Origin of the sequence: Dactylosporangium salmoneum (genome assembly GCF_039532525.1) — a bacterium.
GTDB classification, from domain to species: domain Bacteria; phylum Actinomycetota; class Actinomycetes; order Mycobacteriales; family Micromonosporaceae; genus Dactylosporangium; species Dactylosporangium salmoneum.
Genome location: NZ_BAAARV010000016.1, coordinates 70,156 through 93,655, shown reverse-complemented (window position 1 = coordinate 93,655; position 23,500 = coordinate 70,156). Strand labels below are relative to the sequence as shown.

General features: G+C 74.8%; 21 protein-coding genes. 11 read left to right on the top strand and 10 right to left on the bottom strand.

What is annotated here, in order from left to right; all coding sequences use genetic code 11:
• Position 1: 1 nt before the first annotated feature.
• Positions 2-727 (bottom strand): FadR/GntR family transcriptional regulator, encoded by a 726-nt coding sequence (locus tag ABD352_RS08180; protein WP_344611620.1) that lies wholly within the window; start codon positions 725-727, stop codon positions 2-4.
• 150 nt (positions 728-877) lie between these two features.
• On the opposite strand from ABD352_RS08180, the gene ABD352_RS08175 reads away from it, so the two are divergent.
• Genes ABD352_RS08175 through ABD352_RS08155 form a run of 5 tightly spaced genes read left to right on the top strand, consistent with a single transcriptional unit; the run spans position 878 to position 7,252 of the window.
• On the top strand, positions 878-2,497 hold the full coding sequence (locus tag ABD352_RS08175; RefSeq protein ID WP_344611619.1) for an ABC transporter substrate-binding protein: 1,620 nt from the start codon (positions 878-880) through the stop codon (positions 2,495-2,497).
• Between the two features lie 9 nt (positions 2,498-2,506).
• Positions 2,507-3,460, top strand: a complete 954-nt coding sequence (locus ABD352_RS08170; protein ID WP_344611880.1) for an ABC transporter permease — start codon at positions 2,507-2,509, stop codon at positions 3,458-3,460.
• Positions 3,457-5,334 carry a dipeptide/oligopeptide/nickel ABC transporter permease/ATP-binding protein gene (locus tag ABD352_RS08165; RefSeq protein WP_344611618.1) on the top strand — a complete coding sequence of 626 codons (1,878 nt, stop codon included), beginning with the start codon at positions 3,457-3,459 and terminating at the stop codon, positions 5,332-5,334. The genes ABD352_RS08170 and ABD352_RS08165 overlap by 4 nt, the downstream gene beginning before the upstream one ends.
• On the top strand, positions 5,331-6,338 hold the full coding sequence (locus ABD352_RS08160; RefSeq protein WP_344611617.1) for an ABC transporter ATP-binding protein: 1,008 nt from the start codon (positions 5,331-5,333) through the stop codon (positions 6,336-6,338). Before ABD352_RS08165 ends, ABD352_RS08160 begins: the two co-directional genes overlap by 4 nt.
• Positions 6,335-7,252: a dihydrodipicolinate synthase family protein gene (locus ABD352_RS08155; RefSeq protein ID WP_344611616.1), complete on the top strand. Its 918-nt coding sequence runs from the start codon at positions 6,335-6,337 to the stop codon at positions 7,250-7,252. Before ABD352_RS08160 ends, ABD352_RS08155 begins: the two co-directional genes overlap by 4 nt.
• 10 nt (positions 7,253-7,262) lie before the next feature.
• Here ABD352_RS08155 and ABD352_RS08150 read toward each other — a convergent pair whose 3' ends face one another.
• Genes ABD352_RS08150 through ABD352_RS08135 form a run of 4 tightly spaced genes read right to left on the bottom strand, consistent with a single transcriptional unit; the run spans position 7,263 to position 11,049 of the window.
• Entirely contained in the window at positions 7,263-8,546 is a 1,284-nt protein-coding gene (locus ABD352_RS08150) for an LLM class flavin-dependent oxidoreductase (protein WP_344611615.1), read from the bottom strand.
• Positions 8,543-9,442: an LLM class flavin-dependent oxidoreductase gene (locus ABD352_RS08145; RefSeq protein ID WP_344611614.1), complete on the bottom strand. Its 900-nt coding sequence runs from the start codon at positions 9,440-9,442 to the stop codon at positions 8,543-8,545. The genes ABD352_RS08150 and ABD352_RS08145 overlap by 4 nt, the downstream gene beginning before the upstream one ends.
• On the bottom strand, positions 9,439-10,878 hold the full coding sequence (locus ABD352_RS08140; protein ID WP_344611613.1) for an MFS transporter: 1,440 nt from the start codon (positions 10,876-10,878) through the stop codon (positions 9,439-9,441). Before ABD352_RS08140 ends, ABD352_RS08145 begins: the two co-directional genes overlap by 4 nt.
• Positions 10,879-10,881: 3 nt before the next feature.
• Complete coding sequence (locus ABD352_RS08135; RefSeq protein ID WP_344611612.1) at positions 10,882-11,049, bottom strand: hypothetical protein; 168 nt, start codon at positions 11,047-11,049, stop codon at positions 10,882-10,884.
• A 149-nt stretch (positions 11,050-11,198) separates the two neighbouring features.
• Here ABD352_RS08135 and ABD352_RS08130 point away from each other — a divergent pair, with 149 nt between their 5' ends.
• Entirely contained in the window at positions 11,199-12,377 is a 1,179-nt protein-coding gene (locus tag ABD352_RS08130) for an MFS transporter (RefSeq protein WP_344611611.1), read from the top strand.
• Positions 12,370-14,682, top strand: a complete 2,313-nt coding sequence (locus ABD352_RS08125; protein ID WP_344611610.1) for an ATP-binding protein — start codon at positions 12,370-12,372, stop codon at positions 14,680-14,682. The genes ABD352_RS08130 and ABD352_RS08125 overlap by 8 nt, the downstream gene beginning before the upstream one ends.
• On the opposite strand, the gene ABD352_RS08120 is transcribed toward ABD352_RS08125, so the two are convergent.
• Both ABD352_RS08120 and ABD352_RS08115 read right to left on the bottom strand, forming a co-directional pair.
• Complete coding sequence (locus ABD352_RS08120) at positions 14,660-15,301, bottom strand: hemerythrin domain-containing protein (protein WP_344611609.1); 642 nt, start codon at positions 15,299-15,301, stop codon at positions 14,660-14,662. The genes ABD352_RS08125 and ABD352_RS08120 overlap by 23 nt on opposite strands.
• Before the next feature lie 101 nt (positions 15,302-15,402).
• The gene (locus ABD352_RS08115; RefSeq protein ID WP_344611608.1) at positions 15,403-15,591 is read right to left on the bottom strand and encodes a hypothetical protein; all 189 of its coding nucleotides are present in this window, start codon (positions 15,589-15,591) and stop codon (positions 15,403-15,405) included.
• Positions 15,592-15,867: 276 nt separating this feature from the next.
• On the opposite strand from ABD352_RS08115, the gene ABD352_RS08110 reads away from it, so the two are divergent.
• Together ABD352_RS08110 and ABD352_RS08105 are read left to right on the top strand one after the other, a co-directional pair.
• Complete coding sequence (locus ABD352_RS08110) at positions 15,868-16,872, top strand: hypothetical protein (RefSeq protein ID WP_344611607.1); 1,005 nt, start codon at positions 15,868-15,870, stop codon at positions 16,870-16,872.
• A gap of 22 nt (positions 16,873-16,894) precedes the next feature.
• The gene (locus ABD352_RS08105; protein WP_344611606.1) at positions 16,895-18,970 is read left to right on the top strand and encodes a beta-galactosidase; all 2,076 of its coding nucleotides are present in this window, start codon (positions 16,895-16,897) and stop codon (positions 18,968-18,970) included.
• Here the strand turns inward: ABD352_RS08105 and ABD352_RS08100 are convergent.
• On the bottom strand, positions 18,914-20,254 hold the full coding sequence (locus ABD352_RS08100; protein WP_344611605.1) for an ammonium transporter: 1,341 nt from the start codon (positions 20,252-20,254) through the stop codon (positions 18,914-18,916). The genes ABD352_RS08105 and ABD352_RS08100 overlap by 57 nt on opposite strands.
• A gap of 113 nt (positions 20,255-20,367) precedes the next feature.
• Here ABD352_RS08100 and asnB point away from each other — a divergent pair, with 113 nt between their 5' ends.
• Positions 20,368-22,164 (top strand): asparagine synthase (glutamine-hydrolyzing), encoded by a 1,797-nt coding sequence (asnB, locus tag ABD352_RS08095; RefSeq protein WP_344611604.1) that lies wholly within the window; start codon positions 20,368-20,370, stop codon positions 22,162-22,164.
• Here asnB and ABD352_RS08090 read toward each other — a convergent pair.
• Complete coding sequence (locus tag ABD352_RS08090) at positions 22,161-22,709, bottom strand: peptide deformylase (protein WP_344611603.1); 549 nt, start codon at positions 22,707-22,709, stop codon at positions 22,161-22,163. The two genes, asnB and ABD352_RS08090, sit on opposite strands and share 4 nt — an antisense overlap.
• A 50-nt stretch (positions 22,710-22,759) precedes the next feature.
• On the opposite strand from ABD352_RS08090, the gene ABD352_RS08085 reads away from it, so the two are divergent.
• On the top strand, positions 22,760-23,260 hold the full coding sequence (locus ABD352_RS08085) for an ArsR/SmtB family transcription factor (protein WP_344611602.1): 501 nt from the start codon (positions 22,760-22,762) through the stop codon (positions 23,258-23,260).
• A 30-nt stretch (positions 23,261-23,290) separates the two neighbouring features.
• Here ABD352_RS08085 and ABD352_RS08080 read toward each other — a convergent pair whose 3' ends face one another.
• Positions 23,291-23,497 carry a hypothetical protein gene (locus tag ABD352_RS08080; RefSeq protein WP_344611601.1) on the bottom strand — a complete coding sequence of 69 codons (207 nt, stop codon included), beginning with the start codon at positions 23,495-23,497 and terminating at the stop codon, positions 23,291-23,293.
• Positions 23,498-23,500 lie beyond the last annotated feature (3 nt).

Sequence of the window (23,500 nt, the reverse complement as noted above, 5' to 3'; positions counted from 1 at the left end):
CTCAGTTCTTCTCTTGTAGGCGCGCCAGGCGGGCGCGGACCCCGGCGAAGTGGGCGCGCATGGCAGATGCGGCCGCGTCGCGGTCCGCGGCCACCACGGCGTTGCGGATGTCCCGGTGCTTGCGGGCCACGTCGTCCGGCGCCTCGTCGGGCTCGCCCAGGTCGTCGCGCAACTGGTGGTACACGTCCCAGAACGCCCCCAGCAGCTGGCCGACGAGCGGGTTGTTCAGCGGCCGGTAGAGCGCGTCGTGGAAGAGCTTGTCCGTCTCCGGCGAGACCATGCCGACCTTCGCCTCGGCCTCCATGCGCTCCAGCACCTCGTCCACGACGGGCTCGGCGACGGGGTCGCGGTCGATGAGCAGCTGGACCAGGCCGCTCTCCAGGGCCTCGCGGATCTCGATCATGTACCCCAGGTGGCTGCGCTCGTCGCCCATGGTGATCCGGCTGTGGAAGGCCAGCTCGTCGACCAGGCCGTTGAGGGACATCCGGCCCACGAACATGCCGAAGCCGTGCCTGATGTCGACGATGCCGACGGCCTGGAGGGCCTTCAGGGCCTCGCGCACGGCGTTGCGGCCCACGCCCAGCTCCTCGACCAGCTCCGACTCCGTGGGCAGGGGGTCGCCGGCGACCAGGCGGCGGCGCAGGATCAGCTCCTTGACCTCGTCCTGCACCTCGAGCGCCCGGCTACGGCGCCGATTGCCGAGTCGATCACTGCGCGCCGTGGTCATGTCGCTCCCCAGGGTTGTGGCTTGGTGGGACATCCTACGAACTCTTGACCGTCGTGCGATAGACGTCCTAGCCTCCAGACTACGACAGGACATGGGATGTGGGACGTCCAATGTTAGGCCGATCTCACAACCGCCCACATAGGAGGCACCGTGCACACCCTGGCTTCACGGCACGCGTTCAGCCGCCGCGACTTCCTGCGGTACAGCGGCGCACTCGGCGCCGCCGCGACGATCAGCTCGACCCTCGCCGCCTGCGGCGGGCCAGCCTCGACCGGATCGTCCGGCGGGGAAGGGGACAAGGACCTCATCACCGCGGTCATCGGCTACGGCAACGACCAGAGCTGGGACCCCACGATGACGGCGTCGGCGTTCACGATGGCCGCCAACTGCCACATCTACGAGGGTCTGCTCGACACCGACCCGGTCACGCGGGCGCCGTACCCGGCCCTGGCCACCGCGCTGCCGTCCGACGTCAACGCCACCACCTGGCGCTTCACGCTGCGCGACGGGGCGAAGTGGCACGACGACCAGCCCGTCACCGCCGACGACGTGCTGTTCACCTACGAGCGGGTGCTGGACCCGAAGGCCAACGTGCTCATCGGCTCGTTCTTCCGCTCCTGGCTCGAGACCGTACGCAAGGTAGACGACCGCACGGTCGAGCTGTTCTTCAAGTTCCCGTTCCCCGACGCCGTGCAGCGGCTCACCATCGCCAAGATCATGCCGAAGCACGTCTTCGGGGTGGCCGGCGGCTGGGACGCGGCCAAGTCCGGCAAGGCGGTCGGCTCCGGGCCCTACAAACAGGCCTCGCACCAGCCGAAGTCCAACACCACGTTCGAGGCCTACGCGGGGTACAACGGCCCGCGCCCGGCCGCCGTGAAGAAGATGAACTGGCTGAGCATCGTCGACGCCTCCGCCCGGGTCGCGAAGATCTCCGGCGGGTCGGCCGAGGCGCAGATCGCCGACAACGTGCCGTACGCGAACATCGACCAGCTCGCGAAGTCGGGGCTGACGGTCGAGGGCGGCAAGGGCATGAACCACATGTTCCTGATGTTCAACACCGCCCAGAAGCCGTTCGACGACGTGCGGGTGCGCCAGGCGCTGTTCTACGCGATCGACACCGGCAAGATGATCGACGTGGCGCTCAAGGGCCACGGCGCCGCCTCGACCAGCTTCCTCAACCAGGAGAACCCCTCCTACCAGAAGGCCTCCACGGTGTACGCCTACAACCCCGACAAGGCCAAGGCGCTGCTCGCCGAGGCCGGGGTCACCGGGCTCACCATCTCGCTGATGGCCGTCAACGTCAGCTGGATCGTCGACTGCCTGCCCACCATCGCCAACTCCTGGGAGGCGATCGGGGTCAAGACGACGCTGCAGCCGCAGGACACCAGCGCGCTGTTCACCAAGATGGACCAGTCGCAGGGGTACCAGGTGGTGGCGGCGGCGTCCAACCCCAACCAGTTCGGGCTCGACGCCGATCTGATCCTGCGGTACAACTACACGTCCGGCGGCACCTGGATGAAGTACACCAAGTGGGACTCGAGCCCGGCCGCCAAGGACCTCTTCGCGAAGATGGACGCGGCCACGGCCGAGCCCGACGCCAAGAAGAAGCTCGAGCTCGTGCACGCCTACCTCGACGTCATCGCCGAGCAGGCGGTGCTCTACCCGGTCGTGCACACCGAGCTGATGACGGCGTGGGACGCCAAGAAGCTGAGCGGGGTGCGGGCGCAAGGGTACCCCGGGATCAACCTGTTGCAGGCGAAACGGACCTGAGCCGTGGGCATGGTCGTGCGCATGCTGGTCCGCCGGCTGCTGATTCTGGTGCCGCTGCTGCTGGGCGTCATCGCGTTCGTGTTCATCGTCATGCGCTTCTCCGACAGCAAGCCGGAGTACGCGTACTTCCAGGGGGCCAACCCGACCCCGGAGCAGGTCCACCAGTTCCAGGTCGACAACGGCCTGCTGGACCCGCTGCCGGTGCGCTACGTGCGGTTCGTCGGCGACCTCCTGCACGGCGACATGGGCACCAGCGTGCTGACCAAGGCGCCGGTCATCGACTCGGTCTCCACCGCGCTGCCGCTGACCCTGCAGCTGACGCTGCTCGGCCTGCTCGTCGCGGTGGTGCTGGCGCTGCTGTTCGGCGTCACCGCGGCGATCTTCCGGGACCGCTGGCCGGACCAGGTGATCCGGCTCGTGTCGCTGGTCGGCGTGGCCGCGCCGGCGTTCTGGCTGGCGCTGCTGATGATCCAGTACCTCGCCGTGGACCGCGGCTGGTTCCCCACCGGCGGCTACATCAACCCGGCCGACTCGTTCTCCGGCTGGCTGCGCTCGATGACGCTGCCCGCGCTGTCGCTGTCGCTGCCGGTCGCCGCCCAGCTGACCCGGATCATCCGCACCTCGATGGTCGAGGAGCTCGACAGGGACTACGTGCGCACCGCGATCGGCAGCGGCCTGCCGCCGGTCGTGGTGGTCGGGCGCAACGTGCTGCGCAACGCGCTCATCAACCCGCTGACCGTGCTCGGCCTGCGCATCGGGTACCTGCTCGGCGGGGCCGTGGTCATCGAGCAGATCTACGCGCTGCCCGGCATGGGCCAGCTGATGATCAACGCGGTGCGCGACGGCGACCCCGCCGTCGTGCAGGGCGTGGTGCTCACCATCGCCGTCGGGTTCGTCGTGGTGAACCTGCTCGTCGACGTCCTGTACCTGCTGGTCAACCCCCGCCTGAGGAGCGCCGCATGAAGCGCCTGGCGCCTTGGATCGCCGTGGTCCTCCTGGCCGTCGTCGCGGTGGCCGCGCTGGCCGCCCCGCTGCTCGCCCCGCACTCGCCCTACGTGCAGGAAGGCGTCGGCGGCGGGCCGTCGGGCGGGCACTGGATGGGCCTGGACAGCAGCAACCGCGACATCCTCAGCCGGCTCATGTACGGCGCCCGCTTCTCGCTGCTCATCGGTCTCGGCGCCACGCTCATCGCGCTGGTCGCCGGCTCGCTCATCGGCGCCGTGGCGGCCACCTCCCGCCGCGGCGTCGACGAGACCGTCATGCGGGTCCTCGACGTCGTCATGGCCTTCCCCGGCATCGCGCTGGCGGCCGTGCTCGTCGCGGTCTTCGGCGGCGGCATCCAGGTGCTGGTGCTGGCGATCGCCTTCCTCTACGTGCCGTCCGTGGCGCGGGTGGTGCGGGCCAACGTGCTCGCGCAGTACGAGGAGGACTACATCGCCGCCGAGCGCACCATCGGCGCCCGCACGTGGCACATCCTGGTGCGCCACGTCGCCGTCAACTGCGCCGCGCCCGTGCTGGTCTTCTGCACCGTCATGGTCGCCGACGCGATCGTCTTCGAGGCCTCGCTGTCCTTCATCGGCGCCGGGGTCCGCCCGCCGAACCCGTCCTGGGGCAGCGTCATCGCCGACGGGCGCAACATGGTGCTGCTCGGCGGCTGGTGGGCCACCGTCTTCCCCGGCCTGCTGATCCTCGTCACGGTGCTGGCGCTGAACATCCTCGCCGAGGGCGTCGCGGACGCGTGGGCCGCGCCCGGCACGAAGGCGCGGAGCAACACCGACGACACGATGGAACGGGCCCACCCCGGGTCCGGCGAGGTCACCGAGCTGCCCGGCCTCGCCGAGGCGGCCCGGCGCATCGCGGAGCGGGCCCGCCCGCTGCCCCAGGGCGAGCCGGTGCTGCGCGTCGAGGGCCTGGCCATCGGCTTCCCGGGCCGGCACGCCGACGTCGACATCGTCGACGGCATCTCCTTCGACGTGCGCCCGGGCGAGGTGCTCGGCCTCGTCGGCGAGTCCGGCTGCGGCAAGTCGCTGACCGCGCTCACCGTCATGGGCCTGCAGCCGCGCGGCGCGAGGGTGCGGGGCCGCGTCGAGTTCGCCGGCCGGGACCTGCTGAGCCTCTCGGCCAGGCAGCGCCGCCGGCTGCTCGGCCACGACATGGCGATGGTCTACCAGGACGCGCTGTCCTCGCTCAACCCGGCGATGACCATCCGGGCCCAGCTCAAGCAGCTCGTCCGGCGCGGCGGCCGGCGCGGGCCGGCCGAGCTGCTGGAGATGGTCGGGCTCGACCCGGCGCGGACCCTGTCGGCGTACCCCCACGAGCTGTCCGGCGGCCAGCGCCAGCGGGTCCTCATCGCCATGGCCCTGTCGCGCGACCCGAGGCTCATCGTCGCCGACGAGCCGACGACCGCCCTGGACGTGACGGTGCAGGCCCAGGTGATCGAGCTGCTCCTGCGGCTGCGCGAGGAGCTCGGCTTCGCGCTCATCCTCGTCTCGCACGACCTGGCGCTGGTGTCCGACGTCACGGATCGCATCGTCGTCATGTACGGCGGGCAGATCGTCGAGTCCGGCGTGACCTCGGCGCTCATCGGCGCACCGGCCCACCACTACACCCGCGGCCTGCTCGGCTCGGTGCTGTCCCTGGAGGCCGGGGCCGAGCGGCTGACCCAGATCCGCGGCGTAGTGCCCTCGCCGTCCGGCTTCCCGGCCGGGTGCCGCTTCGCCGACCGGTGCCCGATGGCGACCGAGGTCTGCCGGGACACCGCCCCGGACCTCATCGGCGCGACCCACGCGGTGGCCTGCCACCACCCGGCCCTCGACCTGGCGGAGGTGTCCCGATGACCGACCTGCTGGAGCTCAGCGACGTCCACGTGGTGCACAAGGCGCGCACCGGCGGGCTTTTCGCCCGGGACAGGGTCTACGCGCTCACCGGCGCCGGGCTCACCGTCCGGGCGGGGGAGACGGTCGGCGTGGTCGGCGAGTCCGGCTGCGGCAAGTCGACCCTGGCCCGCGTGCTCGTCGGGCTGCAGCGCCCGACGGCCGGCACCGTCCGCTTCCGCGGCGAGGACATCTGGGCGCTGCCGGCGGCCCGGCGCCGTACCATGATCGGCTCCAGCACCGGCATGGTCTTCCAGGACCCGTCGACCGCGCTGAACCGGCGCCTGCCGGTGCGCCGCATCCTGCGCGACCCGCTCGACGTCCACCGCCGCGGCAAGGGCGCCCAGCGCGACGCGCGGGTGCGGGAGCTGCTCGCCCTCGTCGGGCTGCCGGCCGGCGCGCTGGACGCGCTGCCCGGGCAGCTGTCCGGCGGCCAGCGCCAGCGGGTGGCCATCGCCCGCGCCCTGGCGCTGGAGCCGGACCTGCTCATCGCCGACGAGCCGACGAGCGCCCTGGACGTCTCGGTGCGGGCGCAGATCCTCAACCTGCTGCTCGACCTCAAGGCCCGGCTCAACCTGGCGCTGGTGTTCGTGTCGCACGACATCCAGACCGTGCGCCGGATGAGCGACCGGGTGGTGACGATGTACCTCGGCCGGATCGTCGAGCAGGCCCCGGCCACCGCGGTGCCGCAGGGCGCCCGCCACCCGTACACCCGGGCGCTGTTCTCGGCCACGCCCGGCCTGCTGCACCCGATCGACCCGATCCCGCTCGCCGGCCCGGTGCCCTCGGCTACCCGGCCCCCGAGCGGCTGTCCCTTCCGCACCCGCTGCTGGAAAGCGGACGAGGCCTGTGCGGGAGCAATGCCCGATTTCACGTCGGAAGGCGAGCACGCCTTCCGCTGCTTCCATCCGGTGCGCGACGGGGCCACCGACCGTGAACTGATCAGCCAAGCACAGGAGCGCGCATGACCACCGCCACCGCACTGACCGGCGTCATCCCCCCGGTGTGCACCCCGCTCACGCCGGACTTCGAGGTGGACACCGGGTCCCTGGTCCGGCTGGTGGATCACCTGCTGGCCGGGGGCGTCGACGGGCTGTTCGTCCTCGGGTCGACCTCCGAGGTGGCGTTCCTGCCCGACGCCCACCGCCGGGTCGTGCTCGACACCGTCGTCGGGCACGTCGCCGGGCAGGTGCCGGTCCTCGCCGGCGCGATCGACATGACCACCCTGCGGGTGCTCGACCACGCGCTCACCGCGGTCCGGGCCGGCGTGGACGGCCTGGTCGCCACCGCGCCCTTCTACACCCGGACCCACCCGGCCGAGATCGAGCTGCACTTCCGTACCCTCGCCGAGCGGACCGGCATCCCGCTGTACGCCTACGACCTCCCCGTCTCCGTGCACAGCAAGCTGCCGGGCGACCTGCTGCTGGCCCTGGCCGCCGACGGGGTGCTCGCCGGCCTGAAGGACTCCAGCGGCGACGACGCCGCCCTGCGCCGGCTGCTGCTGGACCGCCCGGAGGGCTTCGCCGTCTTCACCGGCTCGGAGATCACCGTGGACTCGGCCCTGTGGATGGGGGCCGACGGCGTGGTGCCGGGGCTGGGCAACGTCGACCCGCACGGGTACGCGCGGCTGTACCGGGCCGCCCGCGACGGCGACTGGGTGGCCGCCCGGCGCGAGCAGGAGCGGCTGGTGCGCCTCTTCGACCTGGTCGCCGTCGGGCGGTCCCGGATGGGCCACGGCTCGTCGGCGCTCGGGGCGTTCAAGGCGGCGCTGTACCTGCTCGGCGTGATCGCGCACCCGACCACGGCCGTGCCGCAGATCCCGCTCGACGAGTCCGAGATCGCCGCCGTCGGCACGTACCTGGCCGCCGCCGATCTGCGCTGAGCCGGCCCGGTCAGCCGACCGGTGGCAGGTCGAGGTGCTCGCGCAGTGTGGTGCCCTCGTACTCGGTGCGGTACACGCCGCGCTCCTGCAGCTGCGGGACGAGCCGGTCCACCACCTCCTCGACCGTGCCCGGCAGCAGCTGCGGCAGCAGGTTGAACCCGTCCACCGCGCGGGTGCGCACGTAGTGCGCCCACTCGTCGGCCACCTGCCCGGGCGTGCCGACGAACGCGCCGTGCGCGGGCGTCACCTCGATGACGAGGTCCCGGATCGACAGGTTGCGCTCGGCGGCGAGCTCCCGCCACTGCCGGATCCGCTCCACCTTTCCGGTGCGCATCTCGATCGGGATCGTGCCGCGGGACGGGTCGAGCTCCCCGTCCGCCGGCTCGATGTCCGGCAACGGGCCGTCCGGGTCGTAGCCCGACAGGTCCTTGCCCCAGAACTGCTCGAGATAGGCGATGGCCCGCGGGCCGGTGGTCTGCTCGCGGCGGATCCACGCCGCCTTCTCCTCGGCCTCCGCCGCGGTGTCGCCGAGCACGACCGAGGCCCCGGGCAGGATGCGCACCGCGTCCGGGGCGCGCCCGTAGGCCGCCAGCCGGGCCCGCAGGTCGGCGGCGTAGGCGACCGCCTCGGCGTAGCCGGTGTTGGCCGAGAACACCACGTCGGCGTGGCGGGCGGCCAGGTCGCGCCCGCCGGGGGAGTCGCCGGCCTGGAAGAGCACCGGGCGCCCCTGCGGGCTGGCCGGCACGGTCGCCTCCGCGCGCAGGTCGACGAGGCCGGTGCGGCGCTCGACGAGCTCGCCGGGCCGGGCCGCCCACAGCGCCTTGGCCGCCTCGACGAACTCGCCGGCCCGCTCGTAGCGCCGCTCGTGCGCCAGCCAGCCGCCGTGGCGGAAGTTGGCCCCGGTCCACGCGTTGTCGGTGGTTACGACGTTCCAGCCGGCCCGCCCGCCCGACACCAGGTCGAGGCTCGCCAGGCGCCGGGCCAGATCCGCCGGGAAGTTGTACGTCGTGTTCTGCGTGGCGACCAGCCCGATGCGCTCCGTCGCCGCGGCGAGCGCCGCGAGCTGGGTGATCGCGTCCGGGCGCCCGGCCACGTCGAGGTCGTGGACCCGGCCGCGGTTCTCCCGCACCCGCAGGCCGTCGCCGAGGAAGAACGCGTCGAACAGCCCGCGCTCGAGGGTCCGGGCGACGTGCACGAACGTGTCGATGTGCGTGTGCGGCGCGAAGTCCGGCCGCGTCCACAGCAGATTCGGTCCGACGCCGGTGAAGAAGACGCCGAGATGCAGCCGGCTCATGTCGTTTCCCTTCCGGAGGTGGCGTAGCGGTTCTCGGGGCGGGGCAGGCCGAGCGTCTCGCGCAGGGTGGCGCGCAGCGGCGGCTTGTCCACGGTGGACAGCCACGCCAGGTCGTCGTCGGGCGCGGCCGGGTGCAGCCGCACGCCGTCGACGACGCCGTCCAGGGCGGCGAGCAGTTCGGGCAGGGGCCGCGGGCCGGCGAAGTCGGCGAAGACCAGCGGGGCGCCCCCGGCCCGGGCGAGCTCGGCCCGGCGCCGCACCTCGCCGATCGAGCCGCCGCCGACCAGCGCCACGTCCAGCCGGGCGGTGACCCCGAGCGCGTCCGCCCCGAGCACGACGAGCTGCCCCTGCGGCGGCCGCGGCGTGATCAGCGGCCCGGCGATGGAGAACGTGGCGCCCTCGAAGCTGACGTGGTGCACCCGGTCGCGGTCCAGGAACCGCCCGCTCGGCACGTCCCGGATCACGGCGTCGTCCTCCCACGAGTCCCACAGCCGCCGCGCCACGTCGATGACGTCGTCGACCTCGCGGCGCAGCCCGGCGGCGTCCAGCGGTGCCCGCCCGATGGTGGCCAGCGCCTCCTCGGTGTTGGCGGCGCCGACCACCCAGGCCGCGCGCCCGAGCGACGCGTGGTCGAGGCTGGCCAGCTGGGTGGCGAGGTGGAACGGCTCGGTCGCGGTGACGTGCAGCTGCGGGGCGAGGCCGATCCGCGCGGTACGCCGGGCCAGGAACGCCGCCCGCACCCCCGCCTCGATCCGCACGCCCCCGCCGACCGGTTCGTCGGCCAGCGTGACGAGCGCGACGCCCGCCTCCTCGGCGGCGATCGCGGCGCGGGCGAGGGCCTCGATGTCGGCGGGATCGCGCCCACCGCCGAGCTCCAGCGCGACGTGCAGTGTCATGGTCGGGCTACCTCCAATGCCTCGTGCTCCGATGTCTGGTGGGACGGCCGGCCCGGGTCGCGGCCCGGGCGGTCGCGGTCGGCGATGGCGAAGACGAGCGCGAGCAGCACCAGGCCGAGGCACAGCAGCACGCCGTGCAGCAGCGCGACCCGGCCGCCGGCCGCCCCGCCGAGGAAGAGGGCGGTGACCGCGGCGATGCCGACGGCGGCCGCGAGGCGCTGCGCGAGCTGCAGGATCGCCGCGCTCAGGCCGTTGGCGCCGGGCGGGGCGTGCTCGAGGGTGAGCGCCTGGTTGGGGGCGTTGACCAGCCCGCCGGCCACACCGGTGACGAGCTGCCCGGCGGCGAGCGCGACGATCAGCGCGGTGTCCGCGCCCGGCCGGCCGGGCAGCACCGCCACGGCGGCGGCGTCCACCCCGACGCCGGCGACCGCCGCCGCGAGCGCGACCGTCACGCCGGGCCGGCCGTAGCGGCCCACCACGGAGGCGCCGAGGGCCGAGGCGGCGGCGAAGCCGAGCGCGCTGGGCAGCGCCATGGCCGCCGCGGCGAGCGGGGGCAGGCCGAGGTCCTCCTGCAGGTACAACGACAGCACGAGGTTGAGCGCGAGGGTGGCGCCGAAGTAGCACATGGCCACGAGGGTGCCGAGCACGTAGCCGCGGCTGCGCATCAGCGCCGGCAGCAGCAGCGCCGTGCGGCCCCGCGCGGTGTAGCGCCGCTCCCAGGCGACCAGCCCCGCCACGGCCGGCGCGGCGAGGAGCGCCCAGCGCCAGCCGCCGGGGGTGCCGACCAGCGGCAGGACCGCGCCCAGGGTGGCCACCCCGAGCAGCAGCACCCCGGGCAGGTCCAGGTCGCTCCGGCGGCCGGACGGGCGGCCGGGTGGGAGCACGCGCAGCGCGAGCGGGACCGTGACGAGGGCGAAGGGCAGGTTCGCCAGCAGCACCAGGCGCCAGCCGGGGTCGGGGCCGGCCAGCTGCAGGATGAGGCCGCCCAGGGGCGGGCCGGCGGAGGCGGACAGGCCGCCGATGGCCGCGTAGGCGCCCAGCGCCCGGGCCCGCGCCCTGCCCCGGAAGAGATCCTGGAAGAGGCCGATGATCTGCGGGTTGACCGTGCCCGCGCCGGCGCCCTGGGCCAGCCGCGCCGCCGCCACCAGCCAGGCCCGGTCGGCGCAGGCGGCGGCGATCCCACCGGCGGCGAAGAGGGCGATCCCGCCGGCGAAGAATGCCCGCCGGCCGAACATGTCGCCGAGGCGGCCGGCCGGGACGAGCGCCAGGCCGAAGGTGAGCGAGTAGCCGGCCATCACCCACTGCAGGGTGGCGTCGCTCGCACCCAGGGAGGCGCGCAGGGCCGGCAGGTCGACGGTGAGGATGGCCTGGTCCAGCAGGGTGGTCCAGCCGGCGCCGAGGCACACGAGCAGGATCAGGCGGTGCCCGCGGTCCACCGCTCAGCGGGCCGCGCGGCCGGCGATCCGGCGCAGCTGCAGCTCCGTCGCCAGCTCTGCCCAGAGCGAGGCCTCCTGCGGGCTGGTGCGCCGCGGCGGCTCGTCCGCGAGGCTCAGCAACCAGTCGATCGGCGCGGTCAGCAGCCGGCTCAAGAATCGCCGCAAGCGCATGCGGACGACGATAGCAGTTTTCCTATAGGAAAGATAGGAAACAGCCGTCGGTGGCCCTTCGCAGGCGTCACCCACCCGGCCGGGTCCGGCCGCGCGACCAGTGCGGTCGGCAACGGGCGTGGGCCCTTGCGGCGCCTTACCATCTCGGCGTGCATCTCACGCCTCGCCCGCCCCGGGCGCCGGTGCGGCTGTCGTACGCCGCGATGGTCCTCGTCGGTCTCGGCGCCGGGGTGGGCGGCATCCTGCTGCCGGCCCAGATCGCCGACTACGGCGTGGACGAGGCGACGATCGGCCTCACGTTCTTCACCAGCTCGGCCGGGTTCATGGTCGCCGGGGCGACGGCCGGGGCGGTGCTGCAGCGCGTCCCGATGGGCACGGCGCTGGCCGTCGGCGGGGCCGTGCACGCCGCGGCCGCGTTCGCGCTCGCCACCCGCCCGCCGTTCGCGGTGCTGGTGGCGGTGCAGCTGCTGCTGGGGTACGGCACCGGGCTGCTCGAGTCACTGCTCAACGTGTACCTGGCCGGGCTGCCCCGCTCGTCCGCGCTGCTCAACCGGCTGCACGCGTTCTTCGGCGTCGGGGCGCTCGCGGGGCCGTTGCTGGCGGCCTGGCTGGTGCAGTACCTGCGTTGGACCTCGGTGTGGCTCGTGCTCGGCATCGTCACCCTCCCGCTGGTCGCCGGCTTCCTGCTGGCCCACCCGCGCTCGCCGGTCGCCGGGGGAGCGCGCACCGGCGGCGCGCTCGGCGAGGCCGTCCGGCGGCCGGCGGTGGTGTTCGGCTCGGTGTTCCTGACGCTGTACGTCGGGCTCGAGATCGCCGTCGGCACGTGGGCCTTCACCTTCCTCGTGCGCGAGCACGGTGAGCCGGCCCTGGTGGCCGGCTACACGGTCAGCGGCTACTGGCTCGGCCTGGCCCTGGGGCGCTTCCTCATCGGCCCGGCCGCGGCGCGGGCCGGCGTCGGACCGGGCGCGATGGCCACCGTGTGCCTGTTCGGCGTGGCCGGCGGCGCCGGGCTCATCTGGGCGGCCCCGGTCGCGGCGGTCGCCACGGCCGGCTTCGTGCTCCTCGGCTTCTGCCTGGCCCCGCTCTTCCCGACCGCGATGACGGTCGTGCCGGACCTCGTCGAGCCCCGCCTGGTCGCCACCGCCATCGGCGTGATGAACGGCTTCTCGGTGGTGGGCGGGGCCGCGCTGCCGTGGCTGGCCGGCTGGCTGTCCCAGCACGCCGGCGTGTGGACCCTGATGCCCTTCGCCGTGGCGCTCGCGTTGGTACAACTGGTGCTGTGGCGGTTCATGATCGCCCAGCCGTCGTTAGCGTATCGGCGTGACTGACGTTCGGCCCGGGGCCTTCGGCGTGCTGCTGCGGCAGTGGCGGGAGCGGCGCGCGCTCACCCAGGAGGAACTGGCGGCGCGGGCCGGGCTGACCGTCAACGCGATCGGCGGGCTGGAGCGCGGGGTGCGGCGGCGGCCGTACCCGCACACGGTCCGCGCCCTCGCCGACGCGCTCGGCCTGACCGAGGCCGAGTTCGAGGAGCTGACCGCGTCCGCCGCCGCGCCGGCCGTCGCGCCCCCGGCGTCGCGGCTCATCGGCCGGGACGAGGAGGCGGCGGAGGTTCTGGGGCTACTGTCCGCGCGGCGGCTCGTCACGCTCACCGGCCCGGGCGGGGTCGGCAAGACCAGCCTGGCTCTCGACGTCGCGGCGCGGTCCGCCGGGCAGTTCCCGCACGGGCACGTCGTGGTCGAGCTCGCCGCACTACGCGACCCGGCCCGGCAGCGCGACCCCGCCCGGGAGCGCGACCCGGCGCGGCTGCTCGAGGAGGTGGCCGGCCGGCTGGGCATGCCCGAGCGCCGGCGCGGCCCCCTGCTCGACGCGCTTGCCGCCCACCTCGCCGGGCGCCGGCTGCTGCTCGTGCTGGACAACCTGGAGCACCTGCCCGGCGCCGCCGACGCCGTGGCCGCCCTCGTCGCGGCCTGCCCCGACCTGGTCGTGCTGGCCACCAGCCGGTCCCCGCTGCGCATCCGGGCCGAGCACGAGGTGGTGGTCGAGCCGCTCGAGGGGCCCGACGCGTGGGCGCTGGACGACCCGGCGAGCGTGGCCGGCGCGCCGGCGGTGGCGATGTTCCTCGACCGGGCCGCCGCCATGGGCGCCCCGCTGACCGTGACCGCGGCCAACGCCCCGACCATCGCCGCGATCTGCTGGCGCCTGGACGGCCTGCCGCTGGCCCTGGAGCTGGCCGCCGCCCGGGCCCGCCTGCTGGAGCCGGCCGCCCTGCTGGAGCGGCTGGACGAGGCCATGTCCGCCGGGGCCCTGCGCGACCTGCCCGAGCGGCAGCAGACCGTGCGGGACACGGTCGACTGGAGCCACGACCTGCTCGACGCGGACCAGCGCCGCCTGTTCGCCCGGCTGGCCGCCTTCCGGGCGCCGTTCACCGTGGAGGCGGCCGAGGCGGTCGGCGGCACGGGCCTCACCGGGCTGACCGCGCTCGTGGAGCAATCCCTGCTGACCCGCGTGCCGCCGGAGGCCGACGGGCGGACGAGGCTGCGCATGCTGGAGCCGATCCGGCAGTACGCCCGGCAGCGCCTCGCGGCCTCGCCCGACGCCGCGCCGACGGCCGACCGGCACGCGGAGCACTTCCTCGCCGAGGCGCTGGAGGCCGCCGGCGACCTGCGCGGGCCGGGCCTGATCGGGCGGCTGGACGGCCTCGAGCGCTCCCACGCCGACCTGGCCGCGGCGGCCGGGCACCTCCTCGCGGCCGGCCGCGCCGCCGAAGTCGCGGACCTGGTGTGGGCCGTCTGGCCGTACCTCGCCCTGCGCGCCCACGCCACGGAGGCCCTCGGCTGGCTCGGCCCCGCCCTGTCCTCCGGCAGGCCCGTGGCGCCCGCGCTCGCCGCGAGCGGGGTGCTGTCCTACGCCCTCGGAGACCTCGACCGGGCGTGGGCGGACACCACCGCGGCGCTGCGCGCCGGCGTATCGGTGGAGACGGCCGCGTTGGCGGGGCTGGTCGCCGCGTTCGTCGGGGACGGGCCCGGCGCGCGGCGGGTCGTGGCCGCGGTGGCCGAGCCGGACGGGACGGCGCCGGACGAGCCGGCCGATCGGTGGGCCTGGGCGCTGCTGCTCGGGGTGCGGGCACAGGTCGCCATCCTGGCCGCCGACCTCGCCGCCGCCGGGCGCCGACTGGAGGAGGCCGAGCGGGTCGCCCGCGGCACGGACAATGCGTTCGCCATCGCGCTCGTGCTCAACATGCGGGCCACCGTCACCGAGGCCGAGGGTGACCTGCCGGCCACCGCCGGGCTGCTCGCCGAGTCGGTGACGCGCTCGGCGGCCGCGGGCAGCCGGTGGACGCTCGCCTACGCGCTGCCCGCCCTCGCCGCGGCGGCCCACCGCCTCGGCGACCCGCGCGCGGCCGCGGTCCTGCTCGGCGCCGCCGCGACCGTCACCGGCGAGCCTGCCGCGCCCTCGTCCGGGGAGGCAGGGCGGGTGCCGGCCGACCGGCGCGCCGCCCGGGCCGAGGCGGCGGCCCTGCGCGCGGCGCTGGGGGAGGAGGGGTTCCGGGCCGCGTTCGAGGAGGGGCGCCTGCTCCCCCTCGAACGCGTCGCCGAACTGGCCCGGGGGGTCAGGCCGCCCGGACGCGGGTGACGTGCCGGCGGTACTGGCGCGCCCCCGCCGTGCGCAGGAAGAAGCGGATCGGCGCCGGCACCGCGGCCAGCAGCCCGGCCCGCTCGTCCGCGCTCGCGTCCTCCAGCAGCGCGCCGAACACCAGCGGCAGCTGGCGGCGCGGGGTGGCGTTCTTGCCGTGCTCGGCCAGCGCCGCCCACTCGGCCGCGCTGACGTGCCGGCTCACCAGGGGCAGGATCTCGCGCTCCTCCAGGTCGAGGTGGGCCACCAGCGCCTCGCGCAGCCGCTCGACCAGGCCGGCCAGCCGATCCGCCGCCGGGCGGTCCGGCGCGGCGGTCCAGGCCCGCAGCGCGTCGCGGGTCGCCTCCGTGGCCTCCTCGACCCCGTGGTGCTGCGCCTGCATGGTGCGCACCAGCTCGGCCGAGGGCGCCGCCCGTTGCAGCAGCAGCGGCCAGAGCAGCTCGTCCTCGCCCGAGTGGTGGGCGTGCAGGAAGCCCAGCACGAAGTCGGCGTGCGCGCCGATGACGCCGGCGCGGGCGGTGTCGCCGGGGGTGGTCGCGCGCACCAGCGCCGGGATGGCCGCCAGCTCGCGACGGAACACCCGGTGGATTACCACCATCTCCTGGACGTCGGGTCCCATCTATGTACCTCCGCTGCATAGTCACATCGAACCGATGCGCTCCAGCGTGGGGCCCGCGGCGCCGCGGGCCCACCAACGGGACCCACACACCGCCCACACAGTTACGGGCGGTCCTCGTCCCAGCCGGTCTCGTTGAGCCGGCGCAGGCGGCGGATCCGCTCGGTCAGGTCGGCGGTCACCTCGTCCGGGTCGGCCCCGTCGTCCAGCGCCTCGGTCCGGGCGCTGCGCAGCTCCCGCCGCAGCAGCTCGGCGAGGCGGTCGCCGGGCGGTTGCGCGGATTGCGGGGCCATGTCCCTATGCTCCCAGATCGGCGGAGCGGCCGGTGCTCCCACATCGGCGGGGCAATGCCATCCGAGGTCGACCTCCCTGCGTGAGCCTGTCGTCGCGTACGCCGTGGTGCGGCTGGGCGATCCTGACGGACCGGTCGGAGCCGGATCGGCCCCCTCCGAACGGATCACCTGACGACCGGAACGGATCGTTCATTCCACTTCGCACGCTGCCAGACTGACGACAGCGATCCGGCCGTCGCGCCAAAGCCATCCCTGCCAGCGATGAAGGGATTCGTCATGCCTCGATCCGGGCCGACCGCGGCCGAGGACGTCCGCCGGCTCGCGCGGCTCGGGACGCTCGCGGCGAGCGTCGCGGAGGCCGGCGACGCCGAGCGCAAGCGCCTGGTCGGAGGCGCGTACTGCGTGGCGTACCCGGTGGTGTGGAGCGGCCTGACCCAGGGCCTGGAGCGCCGCCGCGGCCACAACGGCTGCGCGGTGTCCGTGCGCCACCTCGTCGACGACTGCTTCGACCGCTTCCAGGACGACGTGGAGGCGGTCGTGCACGACGTGGTGCACCGCTCGGTGCGCCCCATCGACAACCTCGAGGCCTGGATCGGCGGCCTGCTCACCTCGGCCACCGTGGACGGCCATCGCCGCCGCCGCGGCGCGATCGGCGCCCTGCAGCGCCCCCGCCCGCCGAAGTGGCTAGTCGACGGCCTGGGCGGCGACCGCTGGCTGGTCCACCTGAGCGTGCAGATGCTCGTGTGGGTCGGCAACCCCGCCACCGCCGGCTCACAGGTCTGGCCGACCGAGGCGTGGACCGACCAGCGCTGCCGGTTCACCGGCCGCTGGGACGCCGCCGACGGCTCCGACGTGCGCCGGGACATCGACGCGGTACTGCGGGTCATGCGCAGCCGCCCAGAGTGGTACGCCCGCTACGTGGAGGGCCCGCTCGGCCACAAGCACGTGCCGGTCCCGCGCTTCGCCCCCGCCGACCCCGACGGCCCGCAGCTGCACGCCCTGGACCTGGTGGGGGAGGGGGAGCGGGACGAGGTACACCTGCAGGACCTCGCCCACGAGGCGGTCATCGCCATCCGGGCCCGGCTGCGCGCGGGCGAGGACGCCGAGACCGTCGTCACCGAGGTGATCAGCCTGGTCTTCGGCGACGGCGCGGGCACGCTCATCGACCGCCTCCCGCACCAGGACGACCCGGGCGGCGAGCACGTCGTGCGGCTGCTGCGCGACCGGGCCGAGCGGGCCCGCATCGTGGCCGCGGTGCTGGCCATCGTGAGGGCGGGCTGAGCGCACCGGCTACCGTGTGATCATGGGGGACCGGCTGACCGGGCGAGGGATGCTGCGCGACGGCCGGCCGTGGATCCCCGTCTCCGGCGAGCTGCATTACAGCCGGGTCCCGCGGGCGCGCTGGGCCGAGCGCCTCGAGCTGATGCGCTCCGGCGGGGTGAGCGTCGTGTCGACGTACGTCCCCTGGATCCATCACGAGCCGAGGCGCGGGGAGGCGTCGTTCGCCGGCGGGCTCGACCTCGCCGCCTTCCTCGACCTGTGCGCGGCGACGGGCCTGGACACCGTGCTGCGCATCGGGCCGTGGGTGCACGGCGAGCTGCGCAACGGCGGCTTCCCCGACTGGGTGCGGGAGTCGCCGGTCGCGCATCGCAGCGACGACCCCGCGTACCTCGAGCTGGTGCGCGAGTGGTTCGGCCGGATCGGCGGGGCCGTGGCCGGGCGCGTGCCGCTGGCCGTGCAGCTGGAGAACGAGCTGCTCGACGACCCCGGGCACCTGGTCACGCTCAAGCGGCTGGCGCTCGGGGCGGGGATCGCGGCGCCGCTGTGGACGGCGACCGCGTGGGACGGGGCGCGGCTGCCCGAGGGCGAGGTCGTGCCGGTGTACTCCGGCTACGGCGACGGCTTCTGGGCCGACGCGGACGCGCCCTGGGACCCCGCCTTCCGGGCCCAGTTCCGCTTCTCCCACGCCTGGGACCCGCCCCGCCCGGCCGCGCCGCCCGGGCCGGTCCCGCCGATCACGTGCGAGCTCGGCGGCGGGATGGCGACCGCGTACCACCGCCGGCCGCGGCCCTCGGGGCGCGACGTCGCCGCCGTCGCGCACTGCAAGCTCGGCAGCGGGTCGGTGTGGCAGGGCTACTACATGTACGCCGGCGGCACCAACCCGCCCGGCGTCGCCGTCGAAGGCCAGGCCGAGGGCACGCACGAGTCGCACGCCACCGGGTACCCCAACGACGTTCCCCGCCTCGGGTACGACTTCCACGCCCCGATCGGCGAGGCCGGCACCCTGTCGGCGGGCCACGCCGAGCTGCGCCGCCAGCACGCGTTCCTGGCCGCGTTCGCCGAGGAGCTCACCGCCGCGCCCTCGTGGCTGCCCGGCGGCGACGGCCTGCGGTGGGCGGTGCGCGGTGCGTTCCTGTTCATCGCCTGGCACCAGCCGCACGAGCCCCTGGCGACGTACCCCGGCGCGCGGTTCACCGTCGGTGGCGTCGAGCTGCCGTCGCGGCCCGTCGACATTCCGCCCGGCACGCTCGCGCGGTGGCCGGTCGGGCTCGAGGCCGGCGGGGTGCGGCTGCGCTGGGCCACCGCGTCGGCGCTCACGGTGCTGCCCGGGGCGGTGCCCACGCTGGTGCTGTGCGCGGACGAGGGGATCCCCGTGGAGGTGGCCGGGGTGGGCGAGGTCGAGCCCGGGCGCTCGCCGCTGCGGCTGCGCGACGGCGCCGCGGGGCTCGACCTGCTCGTGCTGACGCCCGGGGATTCCGCGATCGCCTGGGTGCGCGAGGGGGAGCGGCGGCTGCTGCTGTCCGCCGCCGACCTCGGGTGGGGCGCCGACGGGCGGATCGTCGCGCGCGGCGCCGGCCCGGCGCCCGAGGTGCTCGAGTACGACCCCGCCGCCGGCGCGTTCCGCCCGCTGCCGCTGCGCCCCGACGGGCCGGGCGCGCCCGCGCAGGACGTCGTCGCGCGCCCGGTCCGGCAGTTCCGCCCGCCGCGGCGGTACGGCGAGCGGGCCGGCCGCGCCTCCGCGCCCTCGGCCCGCGTGTTCGACGAGCTTGCCGCCGTGTACGCGCTGGACCTGCCGGGGTGGGCCGGCGAGTCCGACGCGCTGCTGCACATCGACTGGGCCGGGGACGTGGCCGAGCTGCGCATCGACGGGCGCGCCGCCACGGACCGGTTCTGGGACGGCTCGCACTGGGTGGTGAGCCTGCGCGACGCGGGCTACGGGCCCGGCCGCGAGGTCACCCTGCACGTGCTGCCGCTCGACCCCGGCGCGCCCGTGCACCTGCCGGAGGACGCCCGCCGCCGCGCCGACGCCGCCGGCGGCCCGCTACTGGCCGTCGACCGGGTTCGCGTCGAGGCGCGCCGGGCGTGGCGCGTGCGATAGGCCCTGGTGGGGCACGACGGTCCGCGCCCCGCCCGACGTCGCGTGCAGCTCGTAGGCGGTCTCGGCGTGCACGACCAGGTCCAGGCCGGTCCGCTCGTGCTCCTCGCTCACGCGGAAGCCGACCAGCCGGTCGACCCCCTTGGCCAGCAGCCAGGTGACGCCGAACGCGTACGCCGCGACCACCACCACGGCCATGGCCTGCCGGCCCAGCAGCGCGAGGCCTCCGCCGTACAACAGGCCGGAATCGCCGCCGGTGACCGCGCTCGTGGCCAGCAGCCCGATCAGCAGCGTCCCGAGCAGCCCGCCCACGCCGTGCACGCCGGCCACGTCCAGGGAGTCGTCATAGCCCAGGCGGTACTTCAACGACACCGCAAAGCAGCACGCCGCCCCCGCGATCGCGCCGATCGCCAGCGCGCCCAGCGGGCTGACGGAGCCGCACGACGGGGTGATCGCGACCAGCCCGGCCACCGCGCCCGAGGCGGCGCCGAGCGTCGTCGGGTGCCCGTCGCGCAACCGCTCCACGACCAGCCAGCCGCAGATCGCGGCCGCGCCGGCCACCTGCGTGTTCAGGAACGCCATCGCCGCGCCGCCGCCGGCGGTCAGGGCCGAGCCGGCGTTGAACCCGAACCAGCCGAACCACAGCAGCCCGGCGCCGAGCACGACCAGGGGCAGGCTGTGCGGGCGCATCGGATCGCCCCGGAAGCCCAGGCGCGGGCCGAGCACCAGGGCCAGGGCCAGCCCGGAGGCGCCCGAGTTGATCTCCACGACGGTGCCGCCGGCGAGGTCGAAGATGCGCAGGTGGGTGGCGATCCAGCCGCCGCCGAAGACCCAGTGCGCGATCGGCACATAGACGGCGAGGACCCACACGGCCACGAAGCCGATCCAGGCGCCGAACTTGGCCCGGTCGGCGATCGCGCCGCTGAGCAGCGCGGCGGTGATGACGGCGAACATCAGCTGGAAGGCCGCGAAGGCCGCGGTCGGCACCGAGCCGGTGAGGTGGTGCCCGTCGATGCCCTGCAGGCCCACGTGCCGCAGCCCGCCGATCAGCCCGCCGCCGGCGTCGGGGCCGAAGGCGAGGGAGTACCCGGCGACGACCCACACGACGGTGACCACGGCCAGGCAGGCGAAGGACATCATGAGCATGTTGAGGGCGCTCTTCACCCGGACCATGCCGCCGTAGAACAGGGCGAGGCCGGGGACCATGAGCAGTACCAGTGCGGCGCTGACGAGCAGCCAGGCGGTGTCCCCGGCGCTGAAGCCCTGCGGCATCGCGTTCCCCTTCATCTCGCCTCTTGGCGGCCGGGACAGCCTGCCGGGGAGGAATTTCGCCGGAACGTCCGCCGAGTTTCGGCCGTGTTACGCCGGTTACCCCTCCGACACGGGGGTACCGCCGTCCCATGTGTGGCATCGCGGGCTGGGTCGACCTTGAGCGTGACGTGCGGGCCGAGCAGGCGGCGGCGCGGGCCATGACCGGCACGATGGCCCTGCGCGGGCCGGACGCCGAGGGGCTGTGGGTGCGCGAGCACGTGGCCTTCGGGCACCGCCGGCTGGCCGTCATCGACCTCGCCGGCGGCGCGCAGCCGATGGTCGTCGAGGAGGACGGCCGCGAGATCGCCGCCATCACCTACAGCGGCGAGCTGTACAACTACCGCGAGCTGCGCGACGAGCTGCGCGACCGGGGCCACCGGTTCCGCACGGAGAGCGACACCGAGGTGGCGCTGCGCGCGTACGTCGAGTGGGGCGAGGACTTCGTCGACCTGCTCAACGGGATGTACGCCTTCGGCGTCTGGGACGTGCGGCGCGAAAAGCTGGTGCTGGTGCGCGACCGGATGGGCGTCAAGCCGCTGTACTACTACCGCACCGCCGACGGCGCGGTGCTCTTCGCCTCCGAGCCCAAGGCGATCTTCGCCCACCCGCTCGCCGAGGCGGTCGTCGACGCCGACGGGCTGCGCGAGCTGTTCGCCCTGGTCAAGACGCCCGGTCACGGCGTGTACCGCGGCCTGCGCGAGGTCATCCCCGGCGAGACGGTGCGGGTCAGCCGCGACGGCGTGCACCGCCGCCGGTACTGGCGCCCCAGCTACGCCGAGCACCGCGACGACCTCGGCACCACCGTGCGCACGGTGCGCGGGCTCCTCGACGACATCGTGGCCCGCCAGACGATCGCCGACGTGCCGCTGTGCGCGCTGCTCTCCGGCGGCCTGGACTCCTCGGCCATCACCGCGCTGGCCCACGCCGCCCTGACCGCCCGCGGCGAGGGCCCGCTGCGCTCCTTCGCCGTCGACTTCGCCGGCCAGGCCGAGCACTTCACGCCCGATGCCTTCCGCCCCACGCCGGACGCGCCGTACGTCCACGCCCTGGCCGGGCACGTGGGGACCACCCACCAGGACATCGTGCTGGACGCGGGCGACCTGATGGACCCACTCGACCGGGCCGCCGTGATCGACGCGGCCGACCTGCCCACCTTCGGCGGCGACATCTTCACGTCGCTGTACCTGCTGTTCCGGGCCGTGCGCGAACACTCGACGGTGGCGCTGTCCGGCGAGGCGGCCGACGAGGTGTTCGGCGGCTACTCCTGGTTCCACACGCCGGAGACGGTCGGGGCCGACACCTTCCCGTGGCTGGTCATGGCCGAAGCGGACCTCACCGCCCTGGACACCGGGCTGCAGGCCGAGCTGGACGTGCCCGGCTACCGGGCGCAGGCCTACCGCGACGCGCTCGCCGAGGTCGAGCACGGCGACGACCCCGACCCGCGGAACCGGCGCATGCGCGAGATCAGCTACCTGCACCTGACCCGCTTCGTGCGCATCCTGCTCGACCGCAAGGACCGGATGAGCATGGCCCACGGCCTCGAGGTGCGGGTGCCGTACTGCGATCACCGGCTGGTGCAGTACGTCTACAACACCCCGTGGTCGATGAAGACCTTCGACGGCCGGGAGAAGAGCCTGCTGCGCGCGGCGACCGCGGACGCGCTGCCGGAGTCGGTCGTGCAGCGGGTGAAGAGCCCGTACCCGGTTACCCAGGACCCCGAGTACGAGCGGGCGCTGCGCGAGACGCTGGAGCGCGTCGCCACCGACTCGCCGGCCGCCCCGCTGCTCGACCCCGGGCTGGCCGGGCACCCGACCCGGCGCTCGGCCGAGCAGGCGCTGAGCCTGGACGTGTGGATGCGCCGGGAGCCGGTGCGCGTGCTCGTCTAGCGGCGCCCGCCCAGCAGCGGGTGCGGGCTCACCTTCACGCGCGGGGCGTCGTTGCCGAACCACGGCGCCTCGCGGATGGCCCGCATCGCCGCGCGGCGCCGCTGCGCGTCCATGCGGTCGATGAACCACACCCCGTCGAGGTGGTCGGTCTCGTGCTGCAGGCAGCGGGCCATCTCGCCGGTGCCGACCACCTGGATCGGGTCGCCCCGGTCGGTGAAGCCCTTGGCGACCGTGTGCAGGCGGCGCTTGGTGTCGAAGTACAGCCCGGGGATGGACAGGCAGCCCTCCGGCCCGTCCTGCTCCTGCTCGTCGGGGAAGCTCAGCACCGGGTTGACCAGGTGGCCCCGCACGCCGCCGACGTGGAAGGCGAACGCCCGCACGCCGATGCCCAGCTGCGGGGCGGCCAGGCCGGCACCCTGCTCGGCCCGCAGCGTGTCGGTCAGGTCGCGGACGAGGCGGCGCAGCTCGGCGTCGAACGTCGTCACCTCCTCCGCGGGCGTGGTCAGGACCGGATCTCCGAAGAGCCGGATGGGCAGCACGGTCATCGCGAGTCTCCTTGCCTCAAAGCTTTGCAAACACCATACTTTGCAAAGTGATGACCCGACAGCCCGTCGCCGCACTCGGCCACCCGGTCCGGGTGGCCCTGCTGGAACTGCTGCGCGAGCGCGGCACGGTGACCTCGACGGAGGCGGCCCGCGAGCTGGGCGGCTCGTCCGGCCTGCACTCCTTCCACCTGCGGCAGCTGGCCCGGCACGGACTGGTGGAGCCGGTCCCGGGCCGCGGGCGGGAGAAGCCCTGGCGGCTGGCGGGCGAGCGGCCGCCGGCCGACCTCGGCGAGCTCGCCCGGGGCCTCGAGGACGAGAGTTACCGGCGCTGGCTGGCCATGCGGGACGAGGCCCCGGCGCAGTGGCGCCGCGACGAAGCGTTCTCCCAGGTCGTGTACCTCACGCCGGACGAGATGGCGGAGCTGGCCGGCGCGGTGCGGGCGCTCGTGGAGCGGTACCGCCACCGCGAGGCCCGCCCGGCGCCGGGCACCGGCCCGGTGGCCGTGGTCGCCCGCGTCTTCCCGATGATGGGCCCCGACGCGCCCCAGTAGCCCGGCCGCAGCTCCACCGCGCCGGCGGCGTCAAACCCAGAACGGTGCGGCGTGCTGCGCCGCGCGGACGACTTCGCTTCCATCGATGGTCGCGGAGACCTGGCCGATGCCGACGTCCCGCCACTCGACGACGAACTCGAAGTCAACCGGCGGCGGGAGGGGCCAGAGCCAGAGCCGCTGATGGCAGCGATAGTTCCGCGCGTCGCTGGAAGCGTCGCTGCCGGCCTCGACGAGCATGGG

Bases quoted from the DNA above. Each gene is read 5' to 3' on its own strand.
- ABD352_RS08170 (WP_344611880.1), top strand. From the start codon at position 2,507: ATGGTCGTGCGCATGCTGGTCCGCCGGCTGCTGATTCTGGTGCCGCTG.
- asnB (WP_344611604.1), top strand. From the start codon at position 20,368: ATGTGTGGCATCGCGGGCTGGGTCGACCTTGAGCGTGACGTGCGGGCC.
- ABD352_RS08180 (WP_344611620.1), bottom strand. From the start codon at position 727: ATGACCACGGCGCGCAGTGATCGACTCGGCAATCGGCGCCGTAGCCGG.
- ABD352_RS08165 (WP_344611618.1), top strand. From the start codon at position 3,457: ATGAAGCGCCTGGCGCCTTGGATCGCCGTGGTCCTCCTGGCCGTCGTC.
- ABD352_RS08085 (WP_344611602.1), top strand. From the start codon at position 22,760: ATGACCCGACAGCCCGTCGCCGCACTCGGCCACCCGGTCCGGGTGGCC.
- ABD352_RS08080 (WP_344611601.1), bottom strand. From the start codon at position 23,497: ATGCTCGTCGAGGCCGGCAGCGACGCTTCCAGCGACGCGCGGAACTAT.
- ABD352_RS08120 (WP_344611609.1), bottom strand. From the start codon at position 15,301: ATGGGACCCGACGTCCAGGAGATGGTGGTAATCCACCGGGTGTTCCGT.
- ABD352_RS08115 (WP_344611608.1), bottom strand. From the start codon at position 15,591: ATGGCCCCGCAATCCGCGCAACCGCCCGGCGACCGCCTCGCCGAGCTG.
- ABD352_RS08160 (WP_344611617.1), top strand. From the start codon at position 5,331: ATGACCGACCTGCTGGAGCTCAGCGACGTCCACGTGGTGCACAAGGCG.
- ABD352_RS08155 (WP_344611616.1), top strand. From the start codon at position 6,335: ATGACCACCGCCACCGCACTGACCGGCGTCATCCCCCCGGTGTGCACC.
- ABD352_RS08150 (WP_344611615.1), bottom strand. From the start codon at position 8,546: ATGAGCCGGCTGCATCTCGGCGTCTTCTTCACCGGCGTCGGACCGAAT.
- ABD352_RS08105 (WP_344611606.1), top strand. From the start codon at position 16,895: ATGGGGGACCGGCTGACCGGGCGAGGGATGCTGCGCGACGGCCGGCCG.
- ABD352_RS08090 (WP_344611603.1), bottom strand. From the start codon at position 22,709: ATGACCGTGCTGCCCATCCGGCTCTTCGGAGATCCGGTCCTGACCACG.
- ABD352_RS08110 (WP_344611607.1), top strand. From the start codon at position 15,868: ATGCCTCGATCCGGGCCGACCGCGGCCGAGGACGTCCGCCGGCTCGCG.
- ABD352_RS08100 (WP_344611605.1), bottom strand. From the start codon at position 20,254: ATGAAGGGGAACGCGATGCCGCAGGGCTTCAGCGCCGGGGACACCGCC.
- ABD352_RS08135 (WP_344611612.1), bottom strand. From the start codon at position 11,049: ATGCGCTTGCGGCGATTCTTGAGCCGGCTGCTGACCGCGCCGATCGAC.
- ABD352_RS08145 (WP_344611614.1), bottom strand. From the start codon at position 9,442: ATGACACTGCACGTCGCGCTGGAGCTCGGCGGTGGGCGCGATCCCGCC.